This is a genomic window from Aquirufa antheringensis (genome assembly GCF_023921165.1).
In the GTDB taxonomy this organism is placed as follows: Bacteria; Bacteroidota; Bacteroidia; order Cytophagales; family Spirosomataceae; genus Aquirufa; species Aquirufa antheringensis.
This window is the reverse complement of record NZ_CP049835.1, coordinates 1212617-1227762: the sequence shown is the minus strand read 5'-3', so window position 1 is coordinate 1227762 and position 15146 is coordinate 1212617. Positions and strand designations below refer to the sequence as shown.

Here is a 15146-nt window from a genome sequence, read left to right as displayed (position 1 = left end):
CTTACGATTGAACCGCCTTCATCTGAGGCGAAATGAAATGAATTAATAACCACGCAAACAAATACGCGCAGCCACAAGCCACAAATATAACATTATATCCGGCTGACAAAGCCTGGTCTGCCTTGTAGGAATCTAAAATGACTCCAATAATGTAGGGGAAAATCACGCCTCCTAGTGAACCAGCTAAGCCACCGATACCCACGACGGAAGAAACGGCGTGTTTGGGAAACATATCCGAAACCGTCGTAAAAATGTTCGCAGACCAAGCCTGGTGCGCCGATGCCGCGATGGAAATTAAGAACACCGCCTGCCAAATATCCGTTGCCCAGCGCGCCCCAATAATGGGCACCGCACAGAGCGCAAAGAAGAACATCGAATACTTCCGCGCCTTGTAGACCGGCCAGCCTTTCTTGATGAAATACCCAGAAATGTAGCCTCCGCCAATACTCCCAATGGATGTGCAGGTGAACAAAATCGCTAAATGCAAACTCGGCTTTTTCAGGTCAAGCGCGAAGGTCGTCGAAAAATAAGAGGGCAACCAAAACAAGAAAAACCACCAGATCGGATCCGTGAAGAACTTGCCCACGATGAAGACCCAGGTTTGGCGGTAACCGAAAAGTTTAGACCAAGCGATGGGTGCGATTTCTGATGTTTCTTCCTCAGACTGTATATGCGCTAATTCCTCTGTCGTAACGGAAGTATGCTTCGCGGGAACTTCGTAAAACCACCACCACAAAGCCAACCAAATAAATCCGATGGCACCCGTAATAATGAAGGCTTCTTGCCAGCCATAAGCACCTAAAATCCAGGGCACCATGATGGGCGCGACCATCGCACCAATGTTCGCTCCGGAATTAAATATCCCAGTCGCTAAAGCGCGTTCGCGTTTAGGAAACCACTCCGCGACCGTCTTAATCGCCGCCGGAAAATTCCCCGCTTCGCCGGCTCCTAAAGCGGCGCGTGCCGCGCCGAACCCGAACGAAGTTTTGGCCAAAGCATGCGCCATCGCCGCGAACGACCAGATGACGATGGAGATGGCATAACCCATTTTAGAACCAATCTTATCGATCACCTTCCCAAAAGCCAACAATCCGATCGCATACGACGCCGTAAAACACATCACGATGAAACTGTAATCCGTTTCCGACCAGTTCAATTCCTTCTCCAGCGTGGGCTTCAATAAGCCGATCACCTGGCGATCCAAATAGTTAATCGTGGTCGCAAAAAACAAGAGGGCGACCACCACCCAGCGGTAATTTCCTTTCATTAGAATCCGATTGAATTCCCGCCGTCAACCGGGATTGAGACGCCTGTTACGTAATTTGCTGCATCTGAGGCTAAATAAACTGCCGCCCAACCGATGTCTTCTGGTTTCCCGAAATAGCCCATCGGCGTGCGATCCATCGCCTTGTGTTTGCGATCCGGATCCGAATTCATCGCCGTTCTGCTCATCGCCGTTTCGATAAATCCTGGTGCAATCGCATTCACGCGAACGCCTTTGCCGGACCACTCGGAAGCGAGCACGCGTACTAAACCATAGATACCGGTTTTAGAGGACGCATATGCTGCTACACGATCGATTCCATAGTATGCCGCCATCGAGGAGATCATGATGATGGACCCTTTTCCGCGCGCTAACATATGTTTTCCTACCTCCCGAGTCAGCGAGAAAACGGCATTCAAGTTCACGTTAATGATGTTCGCAAAATCGTCATCCGAAACTTCCACAGCCGGGCGTTTCATGTTGATGCCCGCGTTGTTGACGAGTATGTCGATGCCGCCATGTTTTGCTACTAGCTCAGCAACAAGTTGAGAAGTCAAGCTCAAGTCTGAAACATCATTCACTGCATAATGTGCTCCAGCACCTAGGGTTGCGACCGCCTCTTTCAGCACCTCTTCGCGGCGACCCGTGATCACGACCGTGGCGCCGGACGCTAAAAAGCATTTCGCGATATCGAATCCGATTCCGGTTCCGCCGCCCGTGATGAGCGCCACGCGCCCTTGCAATGAGAATGGTTGTTGCATCTTATTTCAGTTGGTAAATACGTACAATTTCTTTTATTTCTGCCAAAGTCCGCACAGGCGTCCCGTAGCTAATCGGTAATTTCGAATAGGTTTGGAAGTACAATAAATGGGCATCGCGCCATAAAACAGACTCCCGTTGTTGCGACGCTAAACGTCCGCGAACATCCGCAAAAATCTCCGGATCCACCTTGCCTTGCAGCGAATCCCAGTCCTTTTGCAAATCCTTCACTCCCTGCAAACCGGAATTCATGCGGTAGCAGAATTCATCCCAAAGCGTCCGCCCAGAAGTCAATTTCTCTTTCCAGCCCACATGGTGAAACCACAATAGATAATTCAAATCCGTCTTCGCAGGATCAAGCCATTGTTGTGCGACCGCCGGATGGTATAAACTTAAAGTATTGCTTCCCGACGCTTTTCGGTCAAAACCCAGACCCACAGAATCCGCGCGATGGTAATAAATCGACGTCCAGTCGGGGCGCTGACTACGCTCGAGCCAAGGCTCCGGGCCCCAGTGAATTCCCTGGCCCATCACGTGGTGCAAGCCTAGAGGCGTCGTAAATTTCACATAAGTGTCGCGGGATTTCATCAGAATATCCGAAGCCGTTTTCGCCGCTTTTTCGTCGTGGGTCAAGGTCTGCTTCACCCACTCGTCCGCAATTTTTTCGGAGCTCAAGGTGTGATCCCAAGCCAATCGGCCGAACGCATACCAGTTCGCTTGCGACAGTAAATGTCCTGTCCAGTTTCTGTCGGAACCCGTGTTTGCCACGCCCGCCATCATCGTGATTTGGTCGTTGCCCAGGCTGCCGTCGATGACTTTGGCGACGGTGGAACCTTTGCCGTTTTGGTAGGTATCTGAATCCAAACATTCCTTAAAGAGGATGGATTGGTAGAAAACGTTCGTACTGAAACCGGTGTATTCTTGGGTGATTTGGAATTCTAAGGCCAAAGGCGTTTTCGGCATCGCACCGAAAAGCGGGTGGAATGGTTCGCGCGGCTGGAAGTCGATCGGGCCATTCTTCACCTGAACAATCACGTTTTTCGCGAAGGTTCCGTCCAAAGGTTTGAAGTCGTTATAGGCTTCTTTGAATCGATCGCCTTTCGGATTAGGGGCATAAACAAACGCGCGCCAAATGACAATTCCATTAAAGGGTTGCACCGCCTCCGCTAACATGTTCGCGCCGTCCGCGTGGGTGCGACCGAACTCTTGTGGACCCGGTTCGCCCTCGGAATTTGCCTTCACTAAGAAGCCACCAAAATCCGGAATCTGCGCATAGATTTCTTTCGTTTTCGCCGTCCACCAAGCGCGCACTTGGGGGTCTAGCGGATCCGAGGTTTTCAATTTTCCCACCAGTTTAGGCGAGGCAAAATTCACGGATAAAAACAGTTTGATGCCGTATGGGCGGAACACGTCGGCGAGCACTTTTACTTTGGCCAAATACTCCGGCGTCATAAACCGCGCCGAGGCATTTACGTTGTTCACGGAGACCGCGTTGATCCCGATGGACGCGTTTGCCCGGGCGTAATCCGTGTAGCGCGGGTCGACGGTTTCCGGCAATTCGTACCATTTCCACAGCGATTGTCCCGCGTACCCGCGTTCGATAGTGCCCATCACGTTGTCCCAGTGGTTCAACATGCGGAATTTGACTTTGGGCGATGAGCTGAAGTTTGCCAAAGGTTTCTCCTGCTGAATCATCCTTAACAACTCAAAAACCCCGTACAAAATCCCGCGGTCAGAGCTGGCTTTGATTTGAATTTGAGGCCCTGCAACAATGCTGAAAGCTTCTTCTTTTAAGCTCGGGTCTTTCACGAATTGAATACTTCCATTCTTTGCTAGGCTCACCGGCGTCACCCCCGTCAAACCCTTCAAACCATTCGTTAATTCTTTCTTCGCCGTCTCTAAAATGGGCGTCGACGCAAACTCGGATGAGATTGATTTTGCATACGGCGCATAACGAGCCGCGGAAGCCAGTTTGTCAAATTTCAACCACAAGCGATAGCCATCATCCGCCTTTACAGCGAAACTGCAAACCACAAAAAACACCGCTAAAAAGGAACGAATAGCTAATTCTAATCCGCGGATTTCCGCTAAACCGCGCAATCGTCCAATCGCCGAATAGCCTGGATAGGTTTTCTTTTTCAAATCATCTAACATTTGGTGACCGTGATCTGGGCGCATCGGAATCTGTTCCCCCCCTCTTCTTTTTTCTTCTTCTACCACCGCTTTCACTACTTCAAACATATCCACATCACCCGTTAAATGCGGCGCCTCGTGGAAAATCAACGGTTCATTCTGTTCTCTAAAAGTCGTGCGTAAATGCAAGAAGTGAATGCGATCTGTGAAGCGGCGAACCATCCCAGGCAAATCATTATCCGCTCTCACTCCTAACGAACCGGTGCAGAACGTAATTCCATTTGCACGTTCCGGAGAAGCAGCCATCAACGCCGCCAAATCCGCTTCCGTACTCACCACCCGCGGTAAGCCTAATAAAGGAAACGGAGGATCATCCGGATGGATGCATAAATTGATTCCTAATTCCTGTGCCAAAGGCGCGATGGATCGCACAAAGTAGTGCAAGTTCTCGCGCAATTGATCCGCTGAAATAGCCTTGTATTCGTCTAACAGACTTTGGAAATTGGCTAAATGAAAGGCCTCCTCTGAGCCGGGAAGACCTAAAAGTGCTGTATTTTTTAATTCTTTTATTTCGTCAGAAGTCATCTTCGCGAAACGCTGTGAAGCCGCAGCCTGAACCGCCGGCGTATAATCCGCAGCGGCGCCCGGACGCTGTAAAATATGCAAATCAAACACCGCAAAATCCGTCCAAACAAAACGCAAAGCGCGTGCCCCATCGGGCATCTCGAAGTTCAGTTTTGTCCGCGACCAATCGAGCACAGGCATGAAATTATAGCACACGGTTTTGATGCCGCATGCTGCCAGATTTCGTAAAGACGTTTTGTAATTTTCAATGAATTGCGCGCGAGACGGCAAGGCTTTCTTAATCCCCTCGTGAACGGGCAGTGATTCCACGACTGACCAATGTAAGGGCGTCCAATCCTGATTCCCCGCTTCAATAATAGCAATGCGTTCTTGAATGGATTCGATAGGCCAAACTTCCCCCACCGGAATTTGGTGCAATGCAGTAACGACTCCTGTGCATCCGGCTTGACGAATATCCATCAAGGAAACCGGATCGTTCGGACCGAACCAACGCATCGTGTGTATCATTGTATTTTGTTTAGAGGCTTATGCTTATTAAAGTGCAAAATGCACAAAAAATACTGATTAAAAAACCAACTCATACCTCGCCGATCTCCCCGCCCCCACTGGCGTAAACACCTGCATTGAAACTAGCTCTTGAAGATCACGGGAGGCAGTGGCTCGGGAGGCTCCCGTTATTCCCACATATTTGCGGACATTCATTCCGCCTTGGAAAGAGTCGGGGCCGGCTGCTAGCATGCGGTTGATGGCTTTGTTTTGGCGCTCGTTCAGTTGGTGTTCGAAGACGGCGAAGAAGTGCCATTTCGAAATGGTAAACTGGATGAGTTTGTCTGCAAAGGTTTGGGCTTCTAAAAGTGTTTGCACAAACCATTCGATCCAATCTGTGATGTTAAGGCCTTTTTCTGCTTGCTGGAGGGCGTGATAATAGGCCTTTTTGTTTGCCTCTATGGCTTTGGAAATACTAAAAGGCAAAGGACATTGAAGACCCTGCGAAAGCGCTTTCTCCACGATCGCGCGACCGATCCGGCCATTGCCATCCTCGAATGGGTGAATCGATTCGAAATACAAGTGAGCCACCGCCGCCTTAACCGGTGGCGCCATCCAAGCAGCCTCGTTAAACCACTGTAAAAATTGCGCCATTTCGGGTGGAACACGCGAAGACGGTGGAGCCTCGTAATGAATGGTAGGCCGAGCGACAGACCCAGAAACAATCTGCATGGGCGCCTCATCCGTCCGCCATTCGCCCGCATTTATCTGCGGCGTATTGCCCATTAATTTTGTATGCCAAAGCTTCAGCCGCTCCTCCGTCAATGGCTCAGCAAACGAATTCCGTACATCCATTAACATCTCACTGAGACCTATGACATCCTTATTTTTAGGCAAATGCGGACTCGCTAAACCTAAATTTCGGCGAACCGAAGACATAATATCTATCTCACTATAAAATTCACCCTCGATGGCAGAAGTCTTTAAGGCCTCCGCCACCATCAATTGAATCATCATTTCCGTCCGATCCTCCACTGGCAAAGCAGCCAATTTACCGCTCAATTCGCCTGATTTCTGCATAAATGCAAAGATTTGCGGCTCGACACGATTCGTATCGAATTCAAAATGGGGCCAAGAAACGCGTTGCCAGTTGTACATGATGAGGCGATTAGGAAGTGTAATCGACTCAAATATAAGCATTTTTTGAGGCGATTAGCGAAATTAATCGCCTCATTTCTACACCCCCCTACTAAACTGAGGCGCGGCCTCCGCTGTCGCCAGCAGTTTCAGGTCAAAAGCCTTGCAGATATTGCGAATGAAATGCTTGCCTAGATCTGTGACGATGACTCCGTGTTCACCCCAGGTGACGAGGTCATCGATCGCGAGTTCATCGAGTTCGTGAAAGGTGTATTGGCGCAGGACTTCGAGGTCTTCTTGGTGGAAATGGGTCTTGCCTTGGCAGGCGATGTCGAGGATGTATTGGCGCATTTTTTGGTCCATCTGACTTAAAAAATAGCCCTTGAAAACGGCCAGTTCGCCGGCATGGATTTGCTGGTAATATTCCTGAATCGTCTTTTTGTTTTGGGCAAAACCATAGTAAATATCGCTGATGCTCGAGACGCCTAAACCTAAAAGCAAACCCGTCTGCTGCACCGTGTAGCCCATAAAGTTGCGGTGTAAGGTGCCCTCGTTGTGCGCTTTAACCATCAAATCCGATGGGAGCGCGAAGTGATCCATCCCAATGTCCGTGTAACCGGCGGCGCGGAAAAGCTCCTTGCCTTTTTGGTACAACTGCATCTTCTCAGACGCCTCCGGCAAATCGTTTTCGTCAAAAAGTCGCTGCGCCTTGCTCGTCCACGGCACATGCGCATACGAATAAAACGCGATGCGATCCGGCCGCATCGAAATCGCATCTTGAATGGTCTTTTCGATCCGCGGCAAGGTCTGCAAAGGCAGGCCATACACTAAATCCAAGTTCACCGATTCATACCCGATCTCCCTTGCCCATTGCACCACCTGTTTCACATTTTCCAAAGGCTGCACCCGATTAATCACCTCCTGAACCTGGGGATTACTGTCCTGCATCCCAAAACTCACGCGGTTAAATCCGAGCTCAAAAAGCGTTTGCAAATGTTCGCGTGTCGTGTTATTTGGATGACCCTCGAAACCGAATTCGTGGATCTTTGGCACAATAGAATCCCCTAAAATCCCCTGCAACATCCGCTGTAAATTCTGCGGCGAAAAGAACGTAGGCGTCCCGCCTCCGATATGTAATTCTCGAATAACGGGCTTAGAGCTCATCGATTTTCGGTACAATTTCCACTCCTGTAACAGCACTTCGATGTACTCCTCCTCCACGGAATGATTCGTCGTAATGCGCTTATTACAGCCACAAAAAGTGCAGAGTTTCTCGCAAAAAGGCAAGTGAATGTACACGCTAATCCCCTCCTGTTCATTGCTCTCCTCGAAACGACGCACAAACATCCGTTCCCAGTGTTCGCTGTCAATCGTCTCGTCCCAAAACGGTACCGTCGGATAACTCGTGTAGCGCGGAATCGCTACGTTGTACTTGTTCAATAAATCTAGGCTTACCGGTTGCATGAGGGCAAAGGTAAAAGGGAGAGGATTTAGCAAAAATGACTGTCGTCATTTTTGCTAAGAGAAGAGAGTATAGAGTATAGATAATAGATGGTAGATTATAGAGTATAGATAAATGATAACCCATCTATACTCTATAATCTAAAAGTAGGTGTTCACCGCGAACTCAAACTGCCCCATAAAAATCTGCTTGAACGGCTGAATGTTCGTCTGCTCATAAAAAACCAGCATCGCTTTCTTGTATTCGAGTGAATCGATGGTTCTAAACGAGATGGGACAATAGCCATTTTTCAACAGAATCGCATTGCTGATGATCCTGGCGGTGCGTTTATTCCCATCAGAAAAGGGTTGAATATAGGAGATCAAAACCAGCACTAAAAGGGCCTTTTCAAACACATCTTCCTTTGCATTTACCAGCTCACACATCTGCTCCAAAGCCTCTCTGATTTGGTATTCATTATCTAGTGGCGTGTAATTCGTGCCAGAAATCCCCACACGACTGTTCCGGATGTTGCGGGAGATGGGTAATTCTTTGGCCAACATACTATGGATATCCTCAATGCTCGAAACCGTCAACGGGTTAATATAAGTAGGATTTTGAATGATAAAATCGATCGCCTCCTTGTGATTCAGCAACATAATCGCCTCGTCCTTCGTTTTCCCCGCCGCCGTCTCTTTATCCTTTAACAAGCGCTCCGTTTCCAGCAAAGAATACGTATTTCCCTCGATTTGAGACGATTTCCAGCTTAAATCTATCGCTAATCGCTCTAACTCTTTTTGATAAACGTCTTGCGTTAATTTGGCCGTATTCGCTTTGTATTTTTCTTGCCAAACCTGCAACAAAGAAGTCTCCCCCTCCGTAAAAAGCGTCAAATTTTTCAGCGTTTCACTAATTAAGTCCAAATTAAAAGACGCCTGAATCGCGCGCTCATCAATTTCTTGACTAAAATAATCCCCTAAATCGATCACACTTAGTACGGCAAAACCTTCGCTTATTGCATAGCGGCTACCTTTCAACTCGCCTATTCGGCTCAAAAGTCCCTTCGCACACAAATCATGCAGCGATCTTCGTAACGTAATCACACTGATAGGCAATTGCAATCCGTCCAAAATTTCCTGCGAGGAACTTTGGGGATGATCCTTCACGAACTGAATGATCTCTGGGTCTCTATTTACGCGTTTTTTAGGCATCGGCTTTTTTATCGATCACAAAAATACGATATATCAATCATTTTATGCTCTTTTATGATCGATAAACTGATTTTTTATGATCGATAAAACAGGGGGTAGTAGGCAGTGGGCAGTGGACAGCAGTCAGTGGGCAGTGGGCAGTGGAAAATACCCTATCTATACTCTCTACTCTATACTCTATAATCTCTACTCTATTCTCTCTACTCTTTACTCTACCGCCGAAGCTAGCTTAAACGTCCACGCATACTGACACGGACTATTCCCCGGTGTAACAACCGGAGGAGCGATGCTTACAACTCCGTTTTTATACGTCGACTTAACTGGCGTTGAAGACCCTACTAGCGTAACCGAAGTCGGTTTTTTCACACCCGCCACTTGAAGCGCGGCCGTCGGGAATTCTGTCGTAATCAGGTATAAATCGTTGCCCTTTTGAGTGAAGTGTTGTTTGGTGGCGGGCGTAACCTTAGGAGCTTTGGCCCACTTACGCGTACCATAAATCCCCTCGCCATTCACCTTTAACCAAGACCCGATGTCCGTCAAACGCTGCTGCATAATCACCGGAATCCGACCATCCGCAGTGGGCCCAATGTTCAACAACAAATTGCCTCCGCGCGCGACCTTGTTAATCAACATGTGCACGAGCTGCTCAGAACTGGAATAGTCCTCTAGATTTTCGTTTCGGTTATAGCCAAAAGATCCGGCGATGCCTCGGCATTCCTCCCAAGGTCTCGCAAAATCCAAGCCATTCGCGTCCCCATCGTGTACTAAATCGTATTCCGTGGTGTAAAATCCACCGTGCTTACTGCGCGTTTCCTTACCCCAGCGATCGTTCACGACTACACTCGTGCGAACCGGCGAATCGTTGTATAACCAGGACAAAAACTCCGTGCTGCGCAATTTGTCCGATGTATAATCCCACTCGCCATCCGTCCAAACCAAATCCGGATGATACGTATTCACCAAGTCCTTCATCTGCGGGAACATGTGCTGGTCGATATACTCATTCAGCGTCTCCTTTTTATACAAGGGATTGTACCACTCGAGTAGTGAATAATAGTAACCCATTTTGATATTTTTACTTTTGACAGATTTTGTCAAATCCCCTAATAAATCCCGGTGCGGACCCACATCAACTGCGTTCCAATTCCAGGATTGTTTTGATGGCCAAAGCGTAAAACCCTCGTGGTGTTTCGACGTCAACACGACATATTTTGCGCCGGCATTTTCGAACAATTTCGCCCACTCGTCTGGCTGAAAAAGCTCTGCTTTAAATTGATTTGTGAAGTCTTGGTATTTGACATTTGGCCCAAAAGCCTTGTTATGAAAATCCGTAAAGAAATGCTGCGTCTTATTCGGCTCTTGCCAGCGACGCCAGTACCATTCCGCATAGCGATCGTACACGCCCACCTTGTCTCTGGCCGTCGGACTATAAGCCGGCACAGAATATAATCCCCAGTGAATGAATATGCCAAATTTCGCATCTTCAAACCAGCCCGGTACGGGGCGGCTGTCGATGGATTCCCAGTTGTTTTGGTAGGTTTTTTGGGCGAATGCGTTGCCCGCGAAAAGGCAAAGTGCCAGAATTAATAACTTGATTTTCATAAGGTTTAGATTTTATCGAGCCTAATTTAATTAAAATTGTTAATTTCAACCCCATGCAACAATGGATATGTAATGAGCCTGGTATTTTGGTTTCTCAAGAAGCAGAAATGCCTCAGCGCACACCCGGATTTTCCCTCCTTCGCGTACGCAACATCGGCATCTGCGGAACCGACATTCATGCCTTCGCTGGCAACCAACCTTTCTTTTCGTATCCCCGCATTTTAGGCCACGAACTGGCGGTAAAAATCGTTGAATCTGACACATTCGAGACCGGAGAATTAGCCACGATCATTCCTTATTTTAACTGTGCTTCGTGTGGTGCGTGCTCAATGGAACGGTCGAATTGCTGTGAGAATATCCAGGTTTTTGGGGTACATACAGACGGCGGAATGCGGGAATATATCGTGGTGGAAGATCGCTACATATTACCGGGCAAAGGATTATCCGCTGACGAACTTGCCTTAGTAGAACCACTTTCCATCGCAGCCCACGGACTCCGTCGCGCGGAACTAAAAGCAGGTGAAAAAGTCCTCGTGATGGGCGCCGGACCTATTGGTTTATTCACGATTTTACTGGCTAAAATTCAAGAGGCTTTAGTCGAAGTGGCGGAACCTAACTCTTCGCGTTTGCAATTTTGTCTCGACAATTTAGGGGTTGCGGAAGCGATCACGGGGGCATTTAACACAGTCATCGATGCCACCGGAAATCTAAACGCTATTGAATCCGGTTTCGCCAAAATGGCGCACGCCGGAAAATACGTTTTGATCGGATTGCAAAAACAAGCCATCTCCTTTTCACATCCGGAATTTCACAAAAGAGAAGCGACGCTGATGAGTAGCCGAAACGCGACTTTGGAAGACTTCGAATACGTCATGAATTTATTCCGCGAGGGTAAGATTCAGGCAGATAAATTCATCAGCCATCGCTTCACAAAAAATCAAGTTCCTGGTATTTTTGCAAAAATTAACGAGCCCACTCAACAAGTAATCAAGGCGATGATTACTTTAGCGGAATGAAACCACTACTCCTATTCTGCCTACTTTTAGGCGCCTGTAAATCTCAAGAAGTGCTGCCCGAAAACTGCTACAAAGGGCGTCTATCCCTGAAGGGTATTTGCAATAATTACGTGATTGAATTAGTCGAAGGATCGATAGACACATCGAAGCTCGAAGTAAAGTGGAAAAATCCGGATACAGGTAAAAACTATACCAATGCCTTCGCACTTTCAAACCCCTGCGCTTTACCCGTTAGCCTGAAAGAAGGGGACGAATTCTTTTTCAAATTAGATTCCACTCAACTGACTGCTGAGTGCGTTACGTGCAAAGCTTACAGCCCTACTCCTAAAAAGGCCTTACCTATCTCGATTTGCCCTTAATTGATTTTGAAATTCGTCACCTCATAGCCGATTTCTTCGTCTGCTATCATTTCCGAAAAGTCGAAGAATACACTCGTGGGGTAGCCATAAGTGGCATTGAAATTCAGTACTTTCTTCGCTGGATTTTTGTCGACGTTCGCCTTAATGACTTGCAATAATTCCGGGATCGTATACATCACACCGTAGCGTTCCGCGGCATTATAAGGCGCTCCATTCACCGTCGATATTTTGCCATTTTGAACGACAATTTGATGCGGACCCACATATTCCAGGGGACAAAAGCACACCCGCTTAAAGGAAAAAGAATAGTTAACAATCTTCTTTTCATTCCAAAGATTCAGATTTGCCGTCGCATCATCCAGCGGCTCCACGGTTTTGCAACCCAAGAAAGAAAGGCAAAATAAAAAGAGTAATTTCTTCATTACAGCGCTAAGCGAGTGAACAGACCTACGTTATCTTTCTCCATCTTCATCGGTCCATAGTAATCAAAGTTAGCTCCAAGGCCGACAGTGAATTTTCCTTTGGTAATACCCGCACGCAACATCAAAGCACTGCGCGCGTGCGTTCCTTCGCTTAAACTAGCGACATGTAAAATCTGGGCTTTGGAATAAAAAGAAAGATCCTTCGAAATAGCCGGCTTAAATTCGACGATACCAATGGTGGAGATGGCACGCGAAGGCTGTACATTCATATTAGGATTCAATAAAAATAACCACGTCCGATTCGCCTTAAAATACTGCAATCCCACCTGTGGCACTAAGCCTAATTTATAATGCCATTCCGCCCCTGCCGTCGCTCGAATATTCCCAAAAAGGCTATAAGTCAAGTTATTCACAATCACTAACTCCGTCTCAGAGGCGGTGTTCTTATAATCCACCATCCCTGTGCTGAGATTAAAATAACTCAACTTCCCATCCGCTGAAACGGGGCGATTGATAACGCCGATAAACTGAACACGGTTATTGCCAAAAGTCGCCTCCACCGGAAGTGGCGGAAGTGGAGCGTGGTCCTGACCAAACACAACATTTACAAATAGCAAAGAACAAAGCAAAAAGAAAAAATATCCCCGATTCGTGCTCTGAACTTTGAAATTACCTATTTGAACTTTTTGCTTTGAAATTTGAACTTTGAACATCATACAAAATAATAAAATACACAGGCAACGATCCCGCCGATAGCTAACCAAAGCATCCCGTTCGTGCGTTTCTTCTTTAAAAATAATAACAAAATTAACCCAGTTAGGGAGATAACAATCATAAAGATCGCAGAAAAGTCAATGACCCAAGACCAAGACTTACCGGTATCACGACCCTTGTGCAGGTCGTTGATTACGGCGATAATACCCATCTTCGTTTCCGTCAATTCGTATTTCCCATCCGTGCGATTCACGAAGAAATCGGCCGTATAACCAGGTCCTTGAAAGGAGATCGAAATCTCTTCTTCATCGATTCTGAAATCGTTCAATTGTCCCTTGATACTGTGGTTCGCGCGAAGCTGCTCGACGATGTCGAGTTTGGGGATTTTGGCGGTATCAGCTACCGAAACCCAACCAGCTTTCACAGAACCTTTCAGCTCAGAAACAACCGTACTTTCTGGGAACCAATCCACGTGATTCAGGGTCAAACCCGTCACCGAAAAGAACAATACAATGATGAAACTGAACATCGACAAATAGATGTGCAGCCACCTCGACCACGTCGCTAAATCTCTCATTTAATTGCTTTATAGACTAAAGAAGCCGCGGTCATCTCCTCGCCGCCGGGTAATGTTTGGCTAGCTGACTTCCCGTTAAACTTCATTTCTTGCTTAATCAACTGATACGTTCCGTGCTCGCGAGCCGCCTCGATAAACACGGTATATTTCCCCAAAGGTACGTATTCCCCCGCATCATTCTTCCCATCCCAAACCACCGTATATTGTCCCGCCGCACGCGTCGCACCCGTCACCGAAGCCGCATCAAATTCTACCTCTCTTTTCGCCGCAAACCATGAACGCAAATCCGGCAACCAGCGAGGCTTGTTATACCAAACCGCGATACGCCTCACCGGCTTGTGCTTCTCATCTTCAATCCAAACCGCCACAAACGGACGACGCGCGCGTCCTTCGAAACGAGCAAGTTCGAAATTGATATCTAAGCTTTGACCCGCAGTCCATAACTTCTCTTTTATATTCACTAAACTGATCGCGGACTTCTCTACAGACGTCGCTGGCCAGTTCTCACTTCTATATTCTGCCCCCTCTTTGTCCACGATTAAATACGACGCCTCCGGATACTGAGCCGCTAAATCGATCGAAGCCGCCACGCCTAACACGTTAAATGCCGTTGCCAAGGCCCCCGCCGTCACCGCATCCTCGTGCGCCACCGTCGCCGAAATCACTTCCGATGCTGGTTCCGCCGTCCGCGGATCCATAATGTGCGAATAATGAACACCATCGATATCTGAACCTCTTCTATAATCGCCCGATGTCGCCACCGCTTGATTATTCACTTGCATATAGCCTAAAACATCCGCGTTCTCTCCCGCATTTCGCGGATCAGAAACACCTATTTTCTCTGTCCAATCTCCCTTCACCACAAAATCTCCGCCTATATTCACGACCACTCCAGCCACTCCGTCCTCTTTCATCGCCTCTTCGGCTGCTTTCTCCATCACGTAAGACTTCGTGAAGCTGTGCAATTTCAATTCAGTGTCTGTTAATCGCGTTGCTCCATTTTCATCTAGTGACCAATGCGCCTGATTTACTTCATTCACCGCATTTTCACGCGCCACTTCAGAAGGAATTTCCGATGCCCACATGTTGGCAATATGTTCCGACGCCGGATTCAAAGCTCCGTCCGTTTTTACATTCCATTCTTCGAAATGCTGTAACACCTCGCGTAGTTCAGCAGAAATTTCGATAGACTCGCCGTGCGACGAGCGCCATACATTAAACTCCGAAGATTCACGGGAAGAAAGGATATCGTTCAAGCGATTAATCTCCGCTAACACCTTCGATTCTGCGGTGGAAGCAGCGGCTTCAGACGAAGCGATGATCTTAAGATCTAATGAAGTACCTAAAACATTTTCAAAATGTGCGGTTAATAAACCGGTAGATGTAGACGCGCTGGGCGTTAAACTAAGTAGACTTAGGGCGATTGAATGGATCATAGGG

13 protein-coding genes are annotated in these 15146 nt (G+C 47.7%); 2 read left to right on the top strand and 11 right to left on the bottom strand.

All coding sequences use genetic code 11. The features are described from left to right. Position 1: 1 nt before the first annotated feature. From G9X63_RS05590 to G9X63_RS05555, 7 genes are all read right to left on the bottom strand, one after another. Positions 2-1267, bottom strand: coding sequence for an MFS transporter (locus tag G9X63_RS05590; RefSeq protein ID WP_252624855.1), 1266 nt, complete (start codon positions 1265-1267; stop codon positions 2-4). Continuing rightward, on the bottom strand, positions 1267-2025 hold the full coding sequence (locus G9X63_RS05585; protein ID WP_252624854.1) for an SDR family NAD(P)-dependent oxidoreductase: 759 nt from the start codon (positions 2023-2025) through the stop codon (positions 1267-1269). The genes G9X63_RS05590 and G9X63_RS05585 overlap by 1 nt, the downstream gene beginning before the upstream one ends. A 1-nt stretch (position 2026) precedes the next feature. Continuing rightward, positions 2027-5248: a mannonate dehydratase gene (uxuA, locus tag G9X63_RS11095; RefSeq protein ID WP_338079081.1), complete on the bottom strand. Its 3222-nt coding sequence runs from the start codon at positions 5246-5248 to the stop codon at positions 2027-2029. 57 nt (positions 5249-5305) lie between these two features. Beyond that, positions 5306-6427 carry a Fic family protein gene (locus G9X63_RS05570; RefSeq protein ID WP_252624853.1) on the bottom strand — a complete coding sequence of 374 codons (1122 nt, stop codon included), beginning with the start codon at positions 6425-6427 and terminating at the stop codon, positions 5306-5308. A 36-nt stretch (positions 6428-6463) separates the two neighbouring features. Then, the gene (gene hemN, locus G9X63_RS05565; RefSeq protein WP_338079080.1) at positions 6464-7861 is read right to left on the bottom strand and encodes an oxygen-independent coproporphyrinogen III oxidase; all 1398 of its coding nucleotides are present in this window, start codon (positions 7859-7861) and stop codon (positions 6464-6466) included. Positions 7862-7966: 105 nt separating this feature from the next. Further along, positions 7967-9016, bottom strand: a complete 1050-nt coding sequence (locus tag G9X63_RS05560) for a Fic family protein (protein WP_252624852.1) — start codon at positions 9014-9016, stop codon at positions 7967-7969. A 207-nt stretch (positions 9017-9223) separates the two neighbouring features. After that, the gene (locus G9X63_RS05555) at positions 9224-10618 is read right to left on the bottom strand and encodes an alpha-L-fucosidase (RefSeq protein ID WP_252624851.1); all 1395 of its coding nucleotides are present in this window, start codon (positions 10616-10618) and stop codon (positions 9224-9226) included. Between the two features lie 53 nt (positions 10619-10671). Here G9X63_RS05555 and G9X63_RS05550 point away from each other — a divergent pair, with 53 nt between their 5' ends. Further along, positions 10672-11634, top strand: coding sequence for a zinc-binding alcohol dehydrogenase family protein (locus G9X63_RS05550; RefSeq protein ID WP_252624850.1), 963 nt, complete (start codon positions 10672-10674; stop codon positions 11632-11634). Continuing rightward, positions 11631-11993, top strand: coding sequence for a hypothetical protein (locus tag G9X63_RS05545; protein WP_252624849.1), 363 nt, complete (start codon positions 11631-11633; stop codon positions 11991-11993). Before G9X63_RS05550 ends, G9X63_RS05545 begins: the two co-directional genes overlap by 4 nt. Here G9X63_RS05545 and G9X63_RS05540 read toward each other — a convergent pair. The 4 genes from G9X63_RS05540 to G9X63_RS05525 all read right to left on the bottom strand — a co-directional run bounded on the left by G9X63_RS05540 (position 11990) and on the right by G9X63_RS05525 (position 15142). Further along, positions 11990-12415 (bottom strand): DUF6174 domain-containing protein, encoded by a 426-nt coding sequence (locus G9X63_RS05540; RefSeq protein WP_252624848.1) that lies wholly within the window; start codon positions 12413-12415, stop codon positions 11990-11992. The two genes, G9X63_RS05545 and G9X63_RS05540, sit on opposite strands and share 4 nt — an antisense overlap. Next, entirely contained in the window at positions 12415-13014 is a 600-nt protein-coding gene (locus G9X63_RS05535) for a hypothetical protein (RefSeq protein ID WP_252624847.1), read from the bottom strand. Before G9X63_RS05535 ends, G9X63_RS05540 begins: the two co-directional genes overlap by 1 nt. A 113-nt stretch (positions 13015-13127) precedes the next feature. Next, entirely contained in the window at positions 13128-13706 is a 579-nt protein-coding gene (locus G9X63_RS05530; RefSeq protein WP_252624846.1) for a PepSY-associated TM helix domain-containing protein, read from the bottom strand. After that, positions 13703-15142: a DUF2271 domain-containing protein gene (locus tag G9X63_RS05525; RefSeq protein ID WP_252624844.1), complete on the bottom strand. Its 1440-nt coding sequence runs from the start codon at positions 15140-15142 to the stop codon at positions 13703-13705. Before G9X63_RS05525 ends, G9X63_RS05530 begins: the two co-directional genes overlap by 4 nt. Between the last annotated feature and the right edge of the window lie 4 nt (positions 15143-15146).

Coding starts and splice junctions, on each gene's coding strand:
- G9X63_RS05590 (WP_252624855.1), bottom strand. CDS start 1,267: ATGAAAGGAAATTACCGCTGGGTGGTGGTCGCCCTCTTGTTTTTTGCG.
- G9X63_RS05585 (WP_252624854.1), bottom strand. CDS start 2,025: ATGCAACAACCATTCTCATTGCAAGGGCGCGTGGCGCTCATCACGGGC.
- uxuA (WP_338079081.1), bottom strand. CDS start 5,248: ATGATACACACGATGCGTTGGTTCGGTCCGAACGATCCGGTTTCCTTG.
- G9X63_RS05570 (WP_252624853.1), bottom strand. CDS start 6,427: ATGCTTATATTTGAGTCGATTACACTTCCTAATCGCCTCATCATGTAC.
- G9X63_RS05560 (WP_252624852.1), bottom strand. CDS start 9,016: ATGCCTAAAAAACGCGTAAATAGAGACCCAGAGATCATTCAGTTCGTG.
- G9X63_RS05555 (WP_252624851.1), bottom strand. CDS start 10,618: ATGAAAATCAAGTTATTAATTCTGGCACTTTGCCTTTTCGCGGGCAAC.
- G9X63_RS05550 (WP_252624850.1), top strand. CDS start 10,672: ATGCAACAATGGATATGTAATGAGCCTGGTATTTTGGTTTCTCAAGAA.
- G9X63_RS05545 (WP_252624849.1), top strand. CDS start 11,631: ATGAAACCACTACTCCTATTCTGCCTACTTTTAGGCGCCTGTAAATCT.
- G9X63_RS05540 (WP_252624848.1), bottom strand. CDS start 12,415: ATGAAGAAATTACTCTTTTTATTTTGCCTTTCTTTCTTGGGTTGCAAA.
- G9X63_RS05530 (WP_252624846.1), bottom strand. CDS start 13,706: ATGAGAGATTTAGCGACGTGGTCGAGGTGGCTGCACATCTATTTGTCG.
- G9X63_RS05525 (WP_252624844.1), bottom strand. CDS start 15,142: ATGATCCATTCAATCGCCCTAAGTCTACTTAGTTTAACGCCCAGCGCG.